Origin of the sequence: Ruminococcus sp. N15.MGS-57 (assembly GCF_000980385.1) — a bacterium.
In the GTDB taxonomy this organism is placed as follows: domain Bacteria; phylum Bacillota; class Clostridia; order Oscillospirales; family Ruminococcaceae; genus Hominimerdicola; species Hominimerdicola aceti.
In genome coordinates this window covers 1-16,849 of record NZ_LARF01000010.1, presented here as the reverse complement: position 1 = coordinate 16,849, position 16,849 = coordinate 1, and the positions used below count along the sequence as shown (strand labels likewise).

General features: G+C 42.5%; 18 protein-coding genes. 10 read left to right on the top strand and 8 right to left on the bottom strand.

From position 1 onward, the window contains the following. The first annotated feature begins 1 nt into the window (after position 1). Genes gatC through gatB form a run of 3 tightly spaced genes read left to right on the top strand, consistent with a single transcriptional unit; the run spans position 2 to position 3,189 of the window. The gene (gene gatC, locus WS40_RS03195) at positions 2-271 is read left to right on the top strand and encodes an Asp-tRNA(Asn)/Glu-tRNA(Gln) amidotransferase subunit GatC (protein WP_022287800.1); all 270 of its coding nucleotides are present in this window, start codon (positions 2-4) and stop codon (positions 269-271) included. 12 nt (positions 272-283) lie between these two features. Beyond that, the gene (gatA, locus tag WS40_RS03190) at positions 284-1,735 is read left to right on the top strand and encodes an Asp-tRNA(Asn)/Glu-tRNA(Gln) amidotransferase subunit GatA (RefSeq protein WP_022287799.1); all 1,452 of its coding nucleotides are present in this window, start codon (positions 284-286) and stop codon (positions 1,733-1,735) included. Between the two features lie 17 nt (positions 1,736-1,752). After that, positions 1,753-3,189: an Asp-tRNA(Asn)/Glu-tRNA(Gln) amidotransferase subunit GatB gene (gatB, locus tag WS40_RS03185; protein WP_046440144.1), complete on the top strand. Its 1,437-nt coding sequence runs from the start codon at positions 1,753-1,755 to the stop codon at positions 3,187-3,189. Between the two features lie 58 nt (positions 3,190-3,247). Here gatB and mtaB read toward each other — a convergent pair whose 3' ends face one another. Beyond that, positions 3,248-4,552: a tRNA (N(6)-L-threonylcarbamoyladenosine(37)-C(2))-methylthiotransferase MtaB gene (gene mtaB, locus WS40_RS03180; protein ID WP_046440142.1), complete on the bottom strand. Its 1,305-nt coding sequence runs from the start codon at positions 4,550-4,552 to the stop codon at positions 3,248-3,250. A 250-nt stretch (positions 4,553-4,802) separates the two neighbouring features. Between mtaB and WS40_RS03175 the strand changes: the two genes are divergently transcribed. The 6 genes from WS40_RS03175 to WS40_RS03150 all read left to right on the top strand — a co-directional run bounded on the left by WS40_RS03175 (position 4,803) and on the right by WS40_RS03150 (position 12,458). After that, a complete protein-coding gene (locus tag WS40_RS03175) occupies positions 4,803-5,033 on the top strand; it encodes an HPr family phosphocarrier protein (protein ID WP_022287796.1) in 231 nt (76 codons plus the stop codon). Between the two features lie 483 nt (positions 5,034-5,516). After that, a complete protein-coding gene (locus WS40_RS03170; RefSeq protein WP_046440140.1) occupies positions 5,517-5,786 on the top strand; it encodes an HPr family phosphocarrier protein in 270 nt (89 codons plus the stop codon). Positions 5,787-5,895: 109 nt separating this feature from the next. Continuing rightward, positions 5,896-6,654, top strand: a complete 759-nt coding sequence (locus WS40_RS03165; protein ID WP_046440138.1) for a YdcF family protein — start codon at positions 5,896-5,898, stop codon at positions 6,652-6,654. 96 nt (positions 6,655-6,750) lie between these two features. After that, positions 6,751-8,238, top strand: a complete 1,488-nt coding sequence (locus WS40_RS03160) for an L-fucose/L-arabinose isomerase family protein (protein ID WP_046440136.1) — start codon at positions 6,751-6,753, stop codon at positions 8,236-8,238. A 181-nt stretch (positions 8,239-8,419) separates the two neighbouring features. After that, positions 8,420-12,133, top strand: coding sequence for a phosphoribosylformylglycinamidine synthase (locus tag WS40_RS03155; RefSeq protein WP_046440134.1), 3,714 nt, complete (start codon positions 8,420-8,422; stop codon positions 12,131-12,133). Positions 12,134-12,191: 58 nt separating this feature from the next. Then, the gene (locus WS40_RS03150) at positions 12,192-12,458 is read left to right on the top strand and encodes a DUF1294 domain-containing protein (RefSeq protein ID WP_242998281.1); all 267 of its coding nucleotides are present in this window, start codon (positions 12,192-12,194) and stop codon (positions 12,456-12,458) included. A 238-nt stretch (positions 12,459-12,696) separates the two neighbouring features. On the opposite strand, the gene WS40_RS03145 is transcribed toward WS40_RS03150, so the two are convergent. Next, positions 12,697-13,185 (bottom strand): hypothetical protein, encoded by a 489-nt coding sequence (locus WS40_RS03145; protein ID WP_046440131.1) that lies wholly within the window; start codon positions 13,183-13,185, stop codon positions 12,697-12,699. Positions 13,186-13,235: 50 nt separating this feature from the next. Beyond that, the gene (locus WS40_RS03140; protein WP_046440130.1) at positions 13,236-14,111 is read right to left on the bottom strand and encodes a hypothetical protein; all 876 of its coding nucleotides are present in this window, start codon (positions 14,109-14,111) and stop codon (positions 13,236-13,238) included. 89 nt (positions 14,112-14,200) lie between these two features. On the opposite strand from WS40_RS03140, the gene WS40_RS03135 reads away from it, so the two are divergent. Then, the gene (locus WS40_RS03135; RefSeq protein WP_325208385.1) at positions 14,201-14,521 is read left to right on the top strand and encodes a hypothetical protein; all 321 of its coding nucleotides are present in this window, start codon (positions 14,201-14,203) and stop codon (positions 14,519-14,521) included. Positions 14,522-14,595: 74 nt separating this feature from the next. Here WS40_RS03135 and WS40_RS11340 read toward each other — a convergent pair whose 3' ends face one another. The 5 genes from WS40_RS11340 to WS40_RS03120 all read right to left on the bottom strand — a co-directional run. Continuing rightward, a complete protein-coding gene (locus WS40_RS11340) occupies positions 14,596-14,739 on the bottom strand; it encodes a hypothetical protein (protein WP_022287957.1) in 144 nt (47 codons plus the stop codon). Continuing rightward, the gene (locus WS40_RS03130; protein WP_046440127.1) at positions 14,739-15,173 is read right to left on the bottom strand and encodes a hypothetical protein; all 435 of its coding nucleotides are present in this window, start codon (positions 15,171-15,173) and stop codon (positions 14,739-14,741) included. Before WS40_RS03130 ends, WS40_RS11340 begins: the two co-directional genes overlap by 1 nt. Positions 15,174-15,556: 383 nt before the next feature. After that, positions 15,557-16,063, bottom strand: coding sequence for a hypothetical protein (locus WS40_RS03125; protein ID WP_325208384.1), 507 nt, complete (start codon positions 16,061-16,063; stop codon positions 15,557-15,559). 49 nt (positions 16,064-16,112) lie between these two features. Continuing rightward, positions 16,113-16,259 (bottom strand): hypothetical protein, encoded by a 147-nt coding sequence (locus WS40_RS11335; protein ID WP_325208383.1) that lies wholly within the window; start codon positions 16,257-16,259, stop codon positions 16,113-16,115. A gap of 272 nt (positions 16,260-16,531) precedes the next feature. Further along, on the bottom strand, positions 16,532-16,849 hold a 318-nt coding region (locus tag WS40_RS03120; RefSeq protein WP_046440123.1), incomplete at its 5' end, for a hypothetical protein.

The following is a 16,849-nucleotide window of genomic DNA, read 5'->3' as shown; positions in this document are numbered from 1 at the left end:
AATGAACATTGACATTAAACACATTGCCAAGCTGGCAAGACTTCGCATCGAAGACGATCAGCTTGATAAGTTTGAGTCAGAAATGGAAAACATCGTGGGAATGGTTGAAAAGCTCCCCGACATTCAGGACGAAATGACCCTTGACCCTGACAACCCGATGATACTCAGAAAAGACGTGGCTGTTCAGGATAAATTCACAAGACAGGAGCTTATGCAGAACGCTCCTCAGGTAAAGGCAGGCTGTCTTGTCGTGCCTAAAACAGTAGAGTAAGGAGTGTTATAATTGGAACTTTTTGAAAGAAATGCCTGCGACTTGTCAGAAATGATAAAGAACAAGGAAATAAGCTCCGCAGAGCTTACAAAGTCTGTTTTTGACAGAATAAAAGCAGTTGAGGGCAAGGTAGACGCTTATCTGACACTTGACGAAGAAAACGCTATGAAAAAAGCCGCTGAGATAGATGAAAAGCTTGCAAAGGGCGAGGAACTTTCACCTTTGGCTGGTATACCTGTTGGTATCAAGGACAATATCTCAACAAAGGGTCTGAGAACAACTTGTGCGTCAAAAATGCTTGGCAATTATGTTCCGCCTTTCAATGCAACTGTAATGAACAAGCTTGACGATATCGTTGTAACAGGCAAGCTCAACATGGACGAGTTCGCTATGGGTTCATCAACTGAGAACTCACATTTTAAGCCTACTAAAAACCCATTTGATACAGAGAGGATACCTGGCGGTTCATCAGGCGGATCTGCTGCGGCTGTTGCTGCAAGAGAGGCTATCGTTACTCTTGGTTCTGATACAGGCGGATCTATCAGACAGCCTGCTTCATACTGCGGCGTTGTAGGTCTGAAGCCTACATACGGCAGCGTTTCAAGATACGGTCTTGTTGCTTTCGCTTCATCACTGGATCAGATCGGACCTCTTGGCAAGTGCGTAAAGGACGTTGCTATGGTACAGTCCGCTATCGTTGGTCATGACAAGTATGACGCTACTTCTTCCTATAGAGAGTATCCTGATTTTGCGGCTGACCTCAAGGCTGACGTAAAGGGTCTGAGAATAGGTATCCCAAAAGAATATTTCGGCGAGGGTATCGACCCATTCGTTAAGCAGTCTGTAATGAACGCTGTGAAAGAGCTTGAAAAGCAGGGCGCAACTGTAAAGGAGATCTCTCTGCCGTCTACAGATTATGCACTTTCATCATACTACATCATTTCTTCTGCAGAAGCTTCTTCAAATCTTGCAAGATTTGACGGTGTAAGATACGGCTTCAGAGCTGAAGAATATGACGGACTTGTTGATATGTACGAGAGAACACGTTCAGAGGGCTTCGGCGACGAAGTAAAGAGAAGAATAATGCTTGGCACATTCGTGCTTTCATCAGGTTTCTATGACGCTTACTACAAGAAAGCAAAGCTCGTTCAGAAGAGAATAATGCAGGAGTTCGCATCTCAGTTCGCTGACGTTGACGTTATCGCTACTCCTACAGTTCCGTCAACAGCATTCAAGATCGGTGAAAACACTGACGATCCCCTTAAAATGTACGCAAACGATGTCTGCACTGTTACAGTGAACATTGCAGGTCTGCCTGCAATAAGCATTCCTTGTGCATATGACGACAAGGGTCTGCCTGTTGGTATGCAGCTTATCGGCGGAAAGTTTACAGAGCAGCGTCTGCTTAACACAGCTTATGCTTATGAGCAGCTTGTTGGCGGATTCAAAATGCCTGAGCTTTAAGGAAAGGGGTCACAAAAATGGTAAAAGGCTACGAAGTTGTAATCGGTCTTGAAACTCATGCTGAGCTTAATACCGAATCAAAAATATACTGCGACTGCAAGAACCAGTTCGGTCTTGAAGTCAATTCACAGGTTTGCCCTATCTGCATGGGTATGCCTGGCACACTGCCTACTCTTAACGAAAAGGTAGTTGATTATGCAATAAGAATGGGTCACGCACTCAACTGCGAGATAAACCGTGTCTGCAAGCAGGACAGAAAGAACTATTTCTACCCTGACCTGCCAAAGGCTTATCAGATATCACAGGCAGAAGTTCCTCTCTGCGGCAAGGGTTATGTTGATATCCTTGTTGACGGCGAGGAAAGAAGAATAGGTATCACAAGAATACACATCGAGGAGGACGCAGGTAAGCTGCTCCACTCTGACAAGTTCCATGGTGTATCACTTGTTGACCTTAACCGCTGCGGTGTTCCGCTTATCGAGATAGTTTCTGAGCCTGATATGCGTTCCTCACAGGAAACAAAGGTTTATCTTGAAACACTTAAATCTATCCTACAGTATCTTGGCATATGCGACTGTAAGATGCAGGAAGGCTCTATCAGATGTGATGTAAACGTATCTGTTCACAAGCCTGGCGAGCCATTCGGCACACGTTCTGAGATGAAGAACGTAAACAGCTTCTCTGCCGCTGTAAGAGGTATCGACTACGAGGTAGAAAGACAGATAGCTGTTCTTGAAGCAGGCGGAAAGGTCGAGCAGGAAACTCGCCGTTGGGACGACGAAAAGGGAATGAGCATTCCAATGCGTTCAAAAGAGGACGCACAGGATTATCGTTACTTCCCTGAGCCGGACCTGCTCACTATCGTTGTTGAGCAGGAGCGTGTTGACGAGCTTAAAAAGAGTATCCCAGAGCTTCCAAACGTAAAGATACTCAGATATGTAAAGAAGTTCGATCTGAACATAAAGGACGCAACGTTTATAGCAGAGTCTGTTTCCCTTGCAAAGCTTTTTGACGATTGCATGGCAAAGGACAAGTTCCCAGCAAAGTGCTATACAACATGGATACTTGGCGACCTTGTTAAGTACATGAACGCAACAGGCAAGACTCTCGAAGATACAAAGCTCACTGCTGACAATCTTACTGACCTCGTCGCTGCTATCGAGGCAAAGACCATTTCCAACGCTGGCGGAAAGAAAGTTTTTGCAGTTCTTCTCGAGGAGGACAAAAAGGTAAGCGACATTATCGAGGAACAGGGTCTTGCACAGGTCTCTGATGACAGCGCACTTGAAAAGATCGCTGACGAAGTTCTTGCCGCAAACGAAAAGTCTGTAAATGACTACAAGGGCGGAAAGACAAATGCTCTGGGCTATCTGGTAGGTCAGTGCATGAAGGCTTCAAAGGGCAAGGCTAACCCTGGAAAAATGAAAGAGATAATTCTTGCAAAGCTTGGCTGAACACAGAAAAATCTGATATAACGAAAGAGGATCGCATTTGCGGTCCTCTTTTTTGTACTCATATAAGTTTTCCGTAACAAAACTCGCCATCTGACGAGGTTATCTCTATCTTTAAAAGCTGTCGCCTTAAGGAAACTTCTTCGCTCGTCCTCGGTATTTTCACTGTCACATAATTTGGCGCATGACCTTGGTGCCACTGAGAGCTTGTTTCCTTTTCAAACAAAACCTCCTGCACTGTGCCAACAAGGCTTTTGAGATACAAAGCCTTCGTTTCATTGCATACATCTGCCATTTGAGCCGCACGACTGTGCTTGGTCTTGCGGTCGAGCTGACCTTTCATTTTGTCGGCAACAGTGGTAGGTCTGCGTGAATACGGGAAAATATGCGTTTCTGCAAAAGATATCTTCTTTGCAAATGCCAACGAATTTTCAAATTCCTCGTCAGTTTCCTGTGGAAAGCCCACCATTATGTCGGTGGTTATAGCGCAGTTTGGAAAATACCTGCGAAGCTTCTCGCAAAGCTCAGCATACTCCGCCGTATCATAATGGCGATTCATGCGCTTCAAAGTTTCGTCACAGCCACTTTGCAGGGAAAGATGAAAATGCGGACAGAGTTTTTCAAGCTTTGACATTCGCAGGATATCTTCATCTGAAATAAGCTCAGGTTCAACAGAGCCGATACGCACTCTGTAATCGCCATCACAGCCGCAGGCGGCTTCAACAGCGTCAATGAGCCGTGTGCCGTTTTTGAAGTCTCTGCCGTAACAGCAAAGATTTATGCCTGTGAGGATTATCTCCTTGTGACCTGAGTCAACGAGCTGCTGAACTTCGGGAGCGATATCCTCCAAAGGTTTTGAGCAGATGTGTCCTCTAGCAGTGGGGATAATACAGTAGGTGCAATACTGATCACAGCCGTCTTGAATTTTGATATACGCACGAGTTTTTTGGTCAGCACCTGAGTTTGTCATTTTCTCAAAAGCCTCTCCCCTCTCACGAGGAACTATCCTGATAATACGCTCGCCACTTGTGATATACCTTTTTATAAGGGCAGGTATCTCCTTTTTTGCACCTGTGCCAACTATGATACCGCACTCGTCAAGAGCAGAAGCTTCCTCTTCAAAAGCCTGCGGAAAACAGCCTGCCAAAACTATCAGACACTCAGGATTGGCTTTTTTTATCTTGTGAATAAGCTGTCGGCATTTTGAGTCCGACTGAGCGGTAACAGTGCAGGTATTTACAACACAGACCTCTGCATCAGCATAATCCTCCGTGACCTCATACCCCTCGGACAGCATTGCTTCCTTTATATTTTCTGTTTCATATTGGTTTACCTTGCAGCCGAATGTATAGAAAAAGGCTTTCATATTTGATTTCCTTTCAGTAGCCAAATGTTTATAATGCACAATAAGTTGCAATAATATATGTGCATATTGCATAAATCTAAACTTTGATTTTTATCACTCTTGACTATTGTACCATATTTTAATTTTTTTTGCAAATATCCATTGACAAATCAGAAAAATCGTTTATAATATAAATTGTAGAGAAAAGATCTACAGAATTTATGTGGGAATCAAGATCGGATATACCGATCATTCTGAAGGAGGAATATTTATGACAAAGGTAAAAATCATGCTCGATTCCATTGCAGCGGTAAAGAAGTTTGTAAGCGTAGTTTCTATGTACGACTTTGATGTGGATCTTGCGTCAGGAAGATATGCAGTTGACGCTAAGTCAATTATGGGTATTTTCAGCCTTGACCTTTCAAATCCTATCCAGCTCGTAGCACACACAGACGACGCTACTAAATTCCTTGACGAGATCAAAGAATTTATTGTTGACTAAACTTTGATATCACGAAAGCACTGAGTTTTAAAAGCTCAGTGCTTTTTTTGTTGCAAAATTTAAACGATTTCGCATTTTTGCAAAATATCATCATATAGTTTAATATATTTACGAATATACACTTTCTACTTTTGTTGTATTTTCATTCAAAGCGCATATAAAACGTTTGAGATTTTCGTAATAAGAAAACTTTTAGCTGATTTGTTATAGCTTTTATATAAGTTCCACATTAACTAAAACGTTTTAACATGATTAATTATCCAAATTTTATATAACAAATTAACATGAAATAAGTAAAATTCATATTAATATCTTCGTATATAATATTTTACACAATATCTGTTTACTATTTGTTCACACAGGCATATAATTATATATGGATTAAGATATGTGACATATAAGTATAGAACTGCTGTTGCCAATGTAATAAGAAACGAAAATCTCAGAAATTTTCGGTTCTTTTTACTTTTTCAGAGGTTATTATTGCGAAAGGAGGATATGCCAAAGGGCATAATCACGAATATGATCAAAGCTTATATCAGGATAAACGATCTTAATGACATCAAGACTTTGCATGAAGCGGCTTTAAGCTGCAAATACGATCTGGTGGTGCAGTCAGGAACAAAAATACTCAATCCAAAATCACTTATGGGTATTTTCGGTCTTGGCACAAAGAAAACTGTATCGCTGGTAGCTAAATATGACGACAAGCGTGATTTTCTCGAAAAATTCGGTGATCTGATCTCAACTTAGATCATTCCTTATAAAAGCGTTCTGCTGCTGCGGAGCGCTTTTCTCTTTTGCCCTTGTAATCACAAGAGCTATATGTTATAATAGTACAAAAAAGACAAGGAGATAACTAATGAGCGTAAAAATAATATTGCTTGCACTGGAAACTTTGCTGTTGTTTCTGTTTCTTGTACCATTACCTGTTATATGCTCGGGCAACCTGCTTGGCATTATCGTTTCGGTGATGCTAATGCTCATAACGGCAAACTGGACAAAATTCTGCGGTATTATATCAAAAATATGGGGACATGGCGCAGGTAAATTCGGGCTTATCTTTGTAAGCACACTGATACTTGCTGGGATAATATATGTGGGTATTCTTTCCATACTTATGTACAAAGCGCAGGAAAACCGTCCCGAAAAAGCCAATGTTATAGTTGTGCTTGGCTGTCAGGTAAAAGGCGAACGCCCCTCACGAATGTTACGCAGACGACTTGACGCTGCAATTATGGCTATGAACGACAATCCCGATACGCTTTGTATAGTTTCAGGTGGCAAGGGTGATGATGAGAAAATAAGCGAAGCCTTGGCAATGAAAAATTACCTTCTTGAAAAAGGCATGGACAGCGACAGGATAATAATGGAGGACAAGTCCACTTCAACTTACGAAAATATCCAAAACTCTCTCAAGATACTCGATGAACTCGGCATGAGCCATGATATGACTATCGTCACAGACGGCTTTCATCAATACCGTGCAAGCCTTATAGCAAAGGCTCAGGGGGTGGATAATGTCACCGCTTATTCAGCCTACACCGAGCCACGATACCTGTTCACATATTGGGTGAGAGAGTGGCTTGGGCTAACGCACTTTTTCATGCTGGGCAGCTAACTAAATTTCACGAAAATTTGCACAAAAAGCTATTGAAAACAGCACAAAGGTATGCTAGAATAAAGTCATAAATAAATGAAAATCGGAGGTTGAAACATGAAAAATACACCAGAAGTAAAACTTGGCATCGTTGCAGTTTCAAGAGATTGCTTCCCTATGTCGCTTTCAGAATCAAGACGTATCAAGGTCTGTCAGGAGTACAAAAAGGCTTACGGAGATATCTACGAATGTCCTACAGTTGTGGAGAACGAGAATGATATGCTCAAAGCCCTTGACGAGGTAAACACAGCAGGGTGTAACGCACTTGTTGTATATCTTGGAAACTTCGGACCTGAGTCCTCAGAAACACTTCTAGCAAAGAAGTTTGGCGGTCCTGTTATGTTCGTTGCGGCTGCTGAAGAACCATGCGGTGATGCACTTATCGACAACAGAGGCGACGCTTACTGCGGAATGCTCAACGCAAGCTATAACCTTGCACTGAGAAACATCAAGGCTTATATCCCTGAGTACCCTGTTGGTACACCTGACGAGTGCGCAAAGATGATAAGCGAGTTCGTTCCAGTTGCAAGGGCTATCCTCGGTCTTAAGGATCTGAAGATAATCTCATTCGGACCACGTCCACAGGACTTTCTTGCCTGCAACGCACCTATCAGACAGCTCTACAATATGGATATCGAGATAGAAGAAAACTCAGAGCTTGACCTTTTCGAGTCATTCAACGCCCATGCCGGCGACGAGAGAATATCTGCTGTTGTGGCTGACATGGAAGCAGAGCTTGGCAAGGGCAATAAAATGGCAGGCATCCTTCCAAGACTTGCGCAGTATGAGCTTACCCTTCTTGACTGGGCAGAAGCTCACAAAGGCTCAAGAAAATATGTTGTATTTGCAAACAAGTGTTGGCCTGCATTCCAGACGCAGTTTGGCTTCGTTCCTTGCTATGTTAATTCAAGACTTACAAAGATAGGCATTCCTGTTGCCTGCGAAGTAGATATCTACGGTGCTGTCAGCGAATACATAGGCGTTTGTGTATCACAGAAGCCTGTTACGCTCCTTGACATCAACAACACTGTTCCTGCGGACATATACAATGATGATATCGCAGGAAAGTTCCCTTACACACATAAGGATACATTCATGGGCTTCCACTGCGGAAACACAGCTTCATGCCTTGTAAAAGAGCCTCAGATGAAGTTCCAGCGTATAATGAAGAGAAATCTTGAGCCAGACAGCGAGCCTAATATTTCAAGAGGTACACTTGAGGGCGATATCGTTGACGGAAATATAACATTCTTCCGCTTCCAGTCAACGGCTGACGCACAGCTCAAAGGATATATTGCAGAGGGCGAAGTTCTTCCTGTTGCAACACGTTCATTCGGCTCTATCGGTATTTTCGCTATCAACGAAATGGGCAGATTTTACCGCCATGTTCTCGTTCAGAAGAACTATCCTCACCATGGTGCTGTTGCTTTTGGTCACTATGGAAAGGCACTCCACAGTGTTATGACATATCTTGGCATAACAGACATAGGCTTCAATCAGCCAAAGGGTATGCTTTATCCAACAGAAAATCCGTTTGCAGATTAATATTTTAGGGATACCGCACTGTAATGGTGCGGTATTTCTGCTTTTATGAACTAAAAAATCAACAAGTGAGCCAACGCTTATTCACACATAATTATATGCCATGCCGAATAATAAGAATTTTATTGACAAATATGCGAAAAATGTAGTATAATAGAAGTAACTATTATAAGGAGATGTAGCCATGTCTGTTTACCGTATTTATGTAGAAAAAAAGCCTGAATTTGCAGTTGAAGCAAATTCACTTATCAGCGGAATAAAGTCAGCTCTGGGACTTGAAAACCTTACAGGTCTGAGAGTTATAAACCGCTATGACGCAGAGGGTCTTTCAAGAGAGGATTTCGACCTTGCAGCACCAGTCGTTTTCTCTGAGCCTGCTGTTGACGTTACTTACGATCACCTGCCTGCTGTAAAAGCTGACGAGTTCGTTTTTGCAGTTGAGTATCTGCCAGGTCAGTTTGATCAGAGAGCTGATTCCTGCGCACAGTGTATCTCACTTCTCACTGGAGGGAAAAGACCTACTATCAAGTCAGCGAGAATTTATATCGTTTCTGGCAAACTCACAGAAGCAGAGCTTGACCAGATCAAGCACTATATGATAAACCCTGTTGAGTCAAGAGAAGCTTCCCTTGATTGCTTCGATACACTCGATATCAAGTACACTATCCCTACCACAGTCAAGACTGTTGAGGGCTTTATCTATTCAACAGACGATGACCTGAGATTCATGCTCACAGACTTGGGTCTTGCAATGGACTTTGACGATATCAAGTTCTGTCAGGATTATTTCAAGAACGTTGAAAAGAGAAATCCTACTATCACTGAGATAAGAATGATAGATACATACTGGTCTGATCACTGTCGTCATACTACATTCTCCACTATCGTCGATAACGTTTCTATCGACTCTGACTACATAGCTGCTACCTTTGCAGACTATATCAACACAAGAAAAGACCTTTATGCAGGCAGAACTGACAAGCCTGTTACACTTATGGATCTTGCTTGTATCGGCGCAAAGCAGCTTAAAAAGGCTGGTCTGCTCAAAGGCCTTGACGAGAGTGAGGAAATAAACGCTTGCTCTGTTAAGATAACTGTTGACGTTGACGGCAATCCTGAGGACTGGCTGCTCATGTTCAAAAACGAAACACACAACCACCCTACAGAGATCGAGCCTTTCGGCGGTGCGGCTACCTGCCTCGGCGGTGCTATCAGAGATCCGCTGTCAGGACGTTCATATGTATATCAGGCAATGAGAGTAACAGGTGCAGGCAATCCGCTGGTTCCTGTTGAGGACACTATCACAGGTAAGCTTCCACAGAGAAAGATAGTTGTAGGTGCGGCAAACGGTTATTCTTCATACGGCAACCAGATAGGTCTTGCTACCGGTCACGTTCACGAGATATATCACCCGGGCTATGTTGCGAAGAGAATGGAGATAGGTGCTGTAGTAGGTGCTGCTCCTGCTGAGAACGTAAGACGTGAAAGACCTGAGCCTGAGGATATCGTTATCCTCCTTGGCGGAAGAACAGGACGTGACGGCTGCGGCGGAGCAACAGGCTCTTCAAAATCACACAACCTCCACTCACTTGAAAACTGCGGAGCTGAGGTACAGAAGGGTAACGCACCTGAGGAAAGAAAGCTTCAGCGTTTGTTCAGAAACCCTGAAGTTACTTCAATGATAAAGCGTTGTAACGACTTCGGTGCAGGCGGAGTTTCCGTTGCTATCGGCGAGCTTGCTGACGGACTTTCTATCAACCTTGACGCTGTTACAAAGAAGTATGACGGTCTTGACGGCACTGAGCTTGCTATCTCCGAGTCACAGGAGAGAATGGCTGTTGTTATCGCAAAGAGCGACCTTGAAAAGTTTATGGCTGAGGCTGCAAAGGAAAACCTTGAAGCAACAATGGTGGCAAGAGTAACTGCTGAGCCAAGACTTAAAATGAACTGGTGCGGCAACACTATCGTTGACCTTACAAGAGAGTTCCTTAACTCAAACGGAGCTGAAAAGCACACAGATATCTCTATCCCTGCACCTGTTTTCGCTGCGGAGAGCAACGAGGAAGACACTGCTGACCGCTGGGAGTCTATGATATCAAACCTCAACATCTGCTCACAGAAGGGCCTTATTGAGAGATTTGACTCAACAATCGGTGCAAACACAGTTCTTATGCCATTTGGCGGTAAATATCAGAACACACCTACACAGGCAATGGCTGCAAAGCTCCCTGTTCTTCACGGCAATACAAAGACAACGTCCATTATGGGCTGGGGCTATGACCCATATCTCTCATCTGTAAGCCCATACCACGGTGCAATGAGCGCTGTAGTTGAGTCTATCGCAAAGGTCATCGCAATAGGCGGTACATATGAGAAGTGCTGGCTCACATTCCAGGAGTATTTCGAGAGAACACAGAATGATCCTGAGCGTTGGGGCAAGCCTATGTCTGCTCTCCTCGGTGCATACAAGGCACAGATAGAACTGGGATGCGGTTCTATCGGCGGCAAGGACTCAATGTCAGGTACATTCGAGGAAATAGACGTTCCACCTACACTTGTTTCATTCGCTGTTTCAGTAACAGACGCAGACAAGGTAGTTTCACAGGAATTCAAGAAGGCCGGCTCTAAGGTAATCCTTATCAAGCCTGAATATGACGACAACAAGCTTGTGAACTTCGATTCACTGAAGGCAGTATTTGAAAAGGTAGAAAAGCTTATTGCTGAGGGCAAGGTGCTTTCATGCTGGGCTGTATCCTACGGCGGTGTATCTGAGGCTGTTGCAAAAATGGCATTTGGTAACAAGATAGGCTTTAAGTTCACAGACAAGCTCACAGCAGAAGAGCTTTACAGAGCTTGCTATGGCGCATTTGTTATCGAGCTTGCAGAGGGCGTTGACACAGACGAGAGAGTTATCGGTGAAACAACAGAAAGCTACGAGATAAAGTCAGACAATTACACAATAAGCCTTGACAAGCTCCAGACACTTTGGGAGGGCAAGCTTGAGCCTGTATATCCTGTTCATGTGAAAGAGCCTGCTGAAAAGCCTGAAAAGTACAGCTACAAGGCAGACAAGAGAGTTGCACCTGCTATCAAGGTGGCAAAGCCAAAGGTGCTTATCCCTGTATTCCCTGGCACAAACTGCGAATACGATACAGCAAGAGCCTTTGAAAAGGCAGGCGCTGAGGCTGACATCTTCGTTGTAAGAAACCTCACAGAACAGGCTATCAAGGAGTCTGTTGACGCAATGGAGAAGAAGATAAAAGAGTCACAGATAGTAATGCTCCCAGGCGGATTCAGCGGAGGCGACGAGCCTGACGGCTCAGGCAAGTTCATCGTATCATTCCTGAGAAACCCAAGACTTACAGACGCTATCCATGACCTGCTGAAAAATCGTGACGGTCTTATGCTTGGTATCTGCAACGGCTTCCAGGCACTTATCAAGCTTGGTCTTGTACCATATGGTGAGATAAGAGATATGAGAGACGACTCCCCTACACTGACATTCAACACCATTGCAAGACACCAGTCTAAAATGGTAAACACAAGGATCGCTTCCAACAAGTCACCATGGCTTGCAGGCTGTGAGGTAGGCGATATCCACAGCGTGGCTATCTCACACGGTGAGGGACGTTTCGTTGCAACAGCAGAGGAAATCGCACAGCTTGCTGCAAACGGACAGATCGCTACACAGTATGTTGACTTTGACGGAGAACCTACATTTGACATTCATTGCAACCCCAACACATCATTCCAGGCTATTGAGGGTATCACCTCACCTGACGGACGTGTTCTTGGTAAAATGGGTCACTCAGAGCGTAAGGGCTGCTGCGTATCAAAGAACGTTCCTGGTGAAAAGGATCAGAAAATATTTGAAAGCGGCGTAGCTTACTTCAAGTAAAAAAACAAAAATACAAGGGCGGAGCTTTTCCGCCCTTTGTTTATATGAGGACAAAGATATGCTGAAATACATTATAATATATCTTTCCGCAATGAGCCTTTTGACGTTCATACTTTTTGGTGCAGATAAGCACAAGGCAAGAGCACACAAATGGCGGATACCTGAGAAAACGCTCCTTGGTCTGAGCCTGCTTGGCGGCTTTACAGGAGGATTTCTGGGCATGGAATTTTTCCGTCACAAAACAAAACATTGGTATTTTTATATGGTGATGATAATTTCTCTTGCACTATGGGCATTTATCATATACAAGGTCATTGCAGAGTAGAATAAGTTCTTTAGGTAGTCGGTAACGGCTGCCTAATTTTTTGCCAATTCTGGTAAAAAGCATATAAAGCAGCGTAAACTTATTGGCGAAAAATAAAGTTAATCCTGTATAATAAAACTTGACACATACAAAACAGTGCATAGTATTATACCACAAAAAAAGACTGCTTTCTACCATTTTTTCGGGGTAGAAAGCAGTCTTTTTTCATTGTGCGTTTTTTACAGCGGCTTCAGTAAGTTCAGTTTCCGTGAAGATATAATTGCCTGCCGTCATTAGGAGTGATATACACCGTGATAGTTCCCAGCTTGCAATTTTCACTGATAGCACCACCAGTAATGCCGAAGTTCATCGTGTCAGACGGAGCGGCTGAGCCTTCATCCAAATTCTTTATAGTGTCAAGCGCAAGTTTGTCAGTTGAAGTGCCGTCTTTAGTGAAACTGCCCTCAATATCACCCTCGGAAGCAAAATTAAACTTCGCCATAATGCCCACATTAGAGTGATTTGTAACTGTGATAGCCTTTGTATCGCTAGTCCATTTGCCGTCTGCCTGATCGACCTGATGTGTTTCAGGATTCCAAGTCTTTTCGCCCTCGGTGTAATCGAAGGTCATATCTTCCCAAGTAATGTCGGCGGATATAGTTACAGGAGATTCCGCACCTGCCATATATTTGCCCTGCACGTCGGCAGTGGTGTCCGCAAAGGCAGGAACCGCCATAGAGGCTGTCATTGCCAGCGACAGTATGGATATAATAACTTTTTTTCATTTTTCTGCCCTCCTTATTCCGCTGTAACGGTGTAAATGCCGTTTTCATCAGGTCCACTAACGGTGCATCCCTCTGCTAGTTGAATACCGCCATATCTGCCTGTTTCATATTCATCCGGCTTAAAGTTATATGTACCCACACCGCAGACAATCTTTGCCTCTTCTCTATAAACATTATCAAAGGAGAATTTGCCTATCCGAATATTACCCGACAGTTTTAAGGTCGGCGTACCGGTAGTAACCATGGGAACTTTAAGCGTCCCTAACGTAAAATCGCCGGAAATGGTGACATCTTTCTTAACTTTCATTGTTCCGGTAATATTATTGACTCCCTCGAATTTCCAAATGCCGCCATAGCTAGTAAAGCAATCTTTCATGATGACACAATCTCTCAAGGTCACATCTGAGTAATTATTATTGTCGCCCAACCCATTCAGAGTACAATTGTCAACGATCAGATGTTGTTCAGCTCTTCCATTCATCTGCACATAACAACCGATAGTACCGTTGCGCAGCGTCAGCGTTTCGTTGCCATCATTTGAGAGTGAAATAGATTCGACGCTCAGCGTCTTTCTGTTCAGATCAAACTCCAGATCTTTTCCTGACGAAAGCGTCAGCATCTCGTATGCTCCGTTAAGATCGTTGTTTAGCTTTGCCTTGCCACCATTTTCAAATACACCGCGCAGATCCTCCAAATTTTTCACCATAGTTGTGTCTGAGGTATCTGAGGTGATCTTTACTGTAATAGTTCCGATCTTCTGATCTTTTGTGATCGCACCTCCGGAAATACCAAAAGCAGTTGTGTCTGTTGGGGCGTTTTCAATTGTTGTATTCTCTGCAGAAGCAAGATCAAACTCGGTCTTGTCAAAGCTGCCATTCAGCCCATCCACATCGGCTGCGTAAGGAGCTTGGGCTAGACGTTCCGTCGCATAAGGAGGAATTCGACCCGCCGTTGGGTTTCTACGAGAAGTGCAGTATTATGGACGAAATGCCTCTGGCTTACTGCGTTATCGAGCTTGTATTCGATGAGGATGGTCACGGTGTTGACTTTATTTTCCGCTACTGCAACAAGGAGATGGCGATAGTTGAGGGTGTGCCCGTGGAAGAAATGCTGAATCGGTCTTTTTATGAAGTATTTCGCAACGGAGACCGAAAATGGCTGGTATCTTACGCAGATGTAGCACTCAACGGCACAAAGCACACGCTGAAAGATTTTAGCCCTGAGATTGGGAAAGACCTCACCATATATTGCTATCAGCCCGAACCCGGTTTCTGTGCCTGCGTCCTGCTGCCAGAATAAATGCACACCCCTAGAACAACCTTTCGTTAAAAAATATAAAGGTAAAAAGTGAAAAGGCTCTGATAAGACCTATTTTAGGTCATCTCAGAGCCTTTAATCGTTAAATGAGGCACAGGTTCGATAGATACTTTTTTAGCAAGTTCTTCAAGATAATCAAGCGTAAGTTCACTTTCTGATTTTGAATTGAGCTCATCTAATGCTTCCAATAACGTCAACATTACAATACACCTCCTTGCTCATAGCCATATATTACCTTAGTCTGTCCACTTTCTTCGCCAGGCCATCCGGATATGTTGTAAGCTTTGAACGCGTCAGTTAACAAAATTTGAAGGTGTTCTTTATCGTTTAGCAATCCTTTCGGGAAATCAATACGTGTTATTTTCCAACAAACTTGTTGTTCATGAATACTCTTTATTGCTTGAACAGGTATCGGATTTGATTTATACATAAAGATAAATTCCTCTATATCATTATTCGTATCATGATGGTTATAGCAATGTGCTAACCATGTTTCAGAATTTTTGTCAATAGTTAAGTACAGGGGCATGATACCTTCTGTCGTGTCCATAAAGCTCCCGTATGGGTTCTTAATCTTTTTCTTAGCCAGTTCCTCTCTTTGCGTTGGAGTCAGCTTTTCATTAACAAATGCCATAGTCTAAACCTCACAATAATAAAAGTATTTAAGGGTATTTTAAAGAGAAACCTTATAAAACCTCTTGCTGCGCTTGTATAGTAAATACAATGAATGAAACGTAAGCACTCAGAATCTCTTCCTAATGAATTATATAGATTATTTAATTGTTTGGTTGGGATTCCATTTATTGAATTCGTGTTGCCAATTTCTTCTATATTAGGGTTAACATCCGGATTTGGTTTTAATTATAGCTTCATCAATTTCGGCACTTGGTGCAACCAAAACAACAGTATCATCTCCAACAGGACGTCACAATGTAACATCTTTGCCTGAAATATAGTCTTCATAACCTTTTTCAGATATTAAATAAGATGCACCTTTACTAAATATTTCGTCTATATTCATAATATACTCACCCCATAATCTTTAGTTGCAATGTTATTAATTCTTGTAATTTCCTGCCAAAGCCCATTTTCTTCATTCCAACCTTGCCATTCCTTACAAACACGAAGCTCCTTTTCGTGTTTTAATAGCGTTTCCTTCAATTTCTCAATTAACTCTTGATTAATGAATTTAAATGGTGCTTCGTGTCTTTTCTCATTCCTAATTTGATTCCAACATACCATAAACGCTATCCAATTCTTTGCTGGATCGCAATCAAGAAGATACAATATGGCTTCTTCGAATTTGGCAACAATTTTTTCATTTTTAGTTTCCTCATAAAGTTTGTATACTCCAAAATCTATAATTCTACTAAAATCCGTTGGTACATTTGCTGGAACAAAGTGACTTATAGGACAAGCATATCCTTTCTCTCCGCAAAGGAACTCAGCAACCTCGTTATTTTCAAATGCTTTTTTTGTAAGTTCAAGCAGCTCTTCATTTGTAATTTGTTTTTCTAATTTCATAACATTTCCTTTCCCACCAAACGACGAATAAACATTTTCTATTTTTACATCAAGTATATCTATTTGTATCAATCACGGGGACATCTTCTAAAATATCATCTATCATTAACGTTGTGAATTTGAATGTAACCATCAAACCCTCCGCATCTACCCCACCGATGACTAAAGAAGTATAATAAACTTCAAGCAACTCCATAGAGTAAATTACCCAATCTCAAAAAGTCTATAGAGCTGCTTAGACCAAATTAGATGTGGAGATAAAGATAATGATAATGAAAACAACGATCGCAACGGTAAAGAACGAATTTCGCCTGACTGAATGGTCAGCCCAGATCCAGGCACAGAAAAGTAGCTGACTTACAGTGCATAAATGGTGTGAAGAAAACGGTGTCAATGTTAATACCGTGTACTTGAATTTTGTTCCGATTATTTCGCTGCTCATTTGTTATTTAATTCCTTGCCATTAATCTATTCATTCTCTAAAATATATTCATATTCATTATCTTCGCTCCAACGGCTGTCTATATCCTTAACAGACAGCGCATTGATCGAGCCGTCATCTCTGCCAACAGCCACGATCGCATATTTATTGCTATCTGAAATTTCATACATATATACATCGGCTAAAACATGTTCCTTGTCATTGTCAAGAGATTCGGCATACGGAGCACCGAATTTTTCCTTAAAGCTCAGAAAATCTCTGCTGTTCCATGCGGTTATATCATCATATTTTACAATACTTTGTGGATTGATTATCCTGTAAATATCTATAACTTCGTACTTATT

Bases quoted from the DNA above. Each gene is read 5' to 3' on its own strand.
- gatC (WP_022287800.1), top strand. From the start codon at position 2: ATGAACATTGACATTAAACACATTGCCAAGCTGGCAAGACTTCGCATC.
- gatB (WP_046440144.1), top strand. From the start codon at position 1,753: ATGGTAAAAGGCTACGAAGTTGTAATCGGTCTTGAAACTCATGCTGAG.
- mtaB (WP_046440142.1), bottom strand. From the start codon at position 4,552: ATGAAAGCCTTTTTCTATACATTCGGCTGCAAGGTAAACCAATATGAA.
- WS40_RS03175 (WP_022287796.1), top strand. From the start codon at position 4,803: ATGACAAAGGTAAAAATCATGCTCGATTCCATTGCAGCGGTAAAGAAG.
- WS40_RS03165 (WP_046440138.1), top strand. From the start codon at position 5,896: ATGAGCGTAAAAATAATATTGCTTGCACTGGAAACTTTGCTGTTGTTT.
- WS40_RS03160 (WP_046440136.1), top strand. From the start codon at position 6,751: ATGAAAAATACACCAGAAGTAAAACTTGGCATCGTTGCAGTTTCAAGA.
- WS40_RS03155 (WP_046440134.1), top strand. From the start codon at position 8,420: ATGTCTGTTTACCGTATTTATGTAGAAAAAAAGCCTGAATTTGCAGTT.
- WS40_RS03150 (WP_242998281.1), top strand. From the start codon at position 12,192: ATGCTGAAATACATTATAATATATCTTTCCGCAATGAGCCTTTTGACG.
- WS40_RS03145 (WP_046440131.1), bottom strand. From the start codon at position 13,185: ATGACAGCCTCTATGGCGGTTCCTGCCTTTGCGGACACCACTGCCGAC.
- WS40_RS03135 (WP_325208385.1), top strand. From the start codon at position 14,201: ATGGACGAAATGCCTCTGGCTTACTGCGTTATCGAGCTTGTATTCGAT.
- WS40_RS11340 (WP_022287957.1), bottom strand. From the start codon at position 14,739: ATGTTGACGTTATTGGAAGCATTAGATGAGCTCAATTCAAAATCAGAA.
- WS40_RS03130 (WP_046440127.1), bottom strand. From the start codon at position 15,173: ATGGCATTTGTTAATGAAAAGCTGACTCCAACGCAAAGAGAGGAACTG.
- WS40_RS03125 (WP_325208384.1), bottom strand. From the start codon at position 16,063: ATGAAATTAGAAAAACAAATTACAAATGAAGAGCTGCTTGAACTTACA.
- WS40_RS11335 (WP_325208383.1), bottom strand. From the start codon at position 16,259: ATGGAGTTGCTTGAAGTTTATTATACTTCTTTAGTCATCGGTGGGGTA.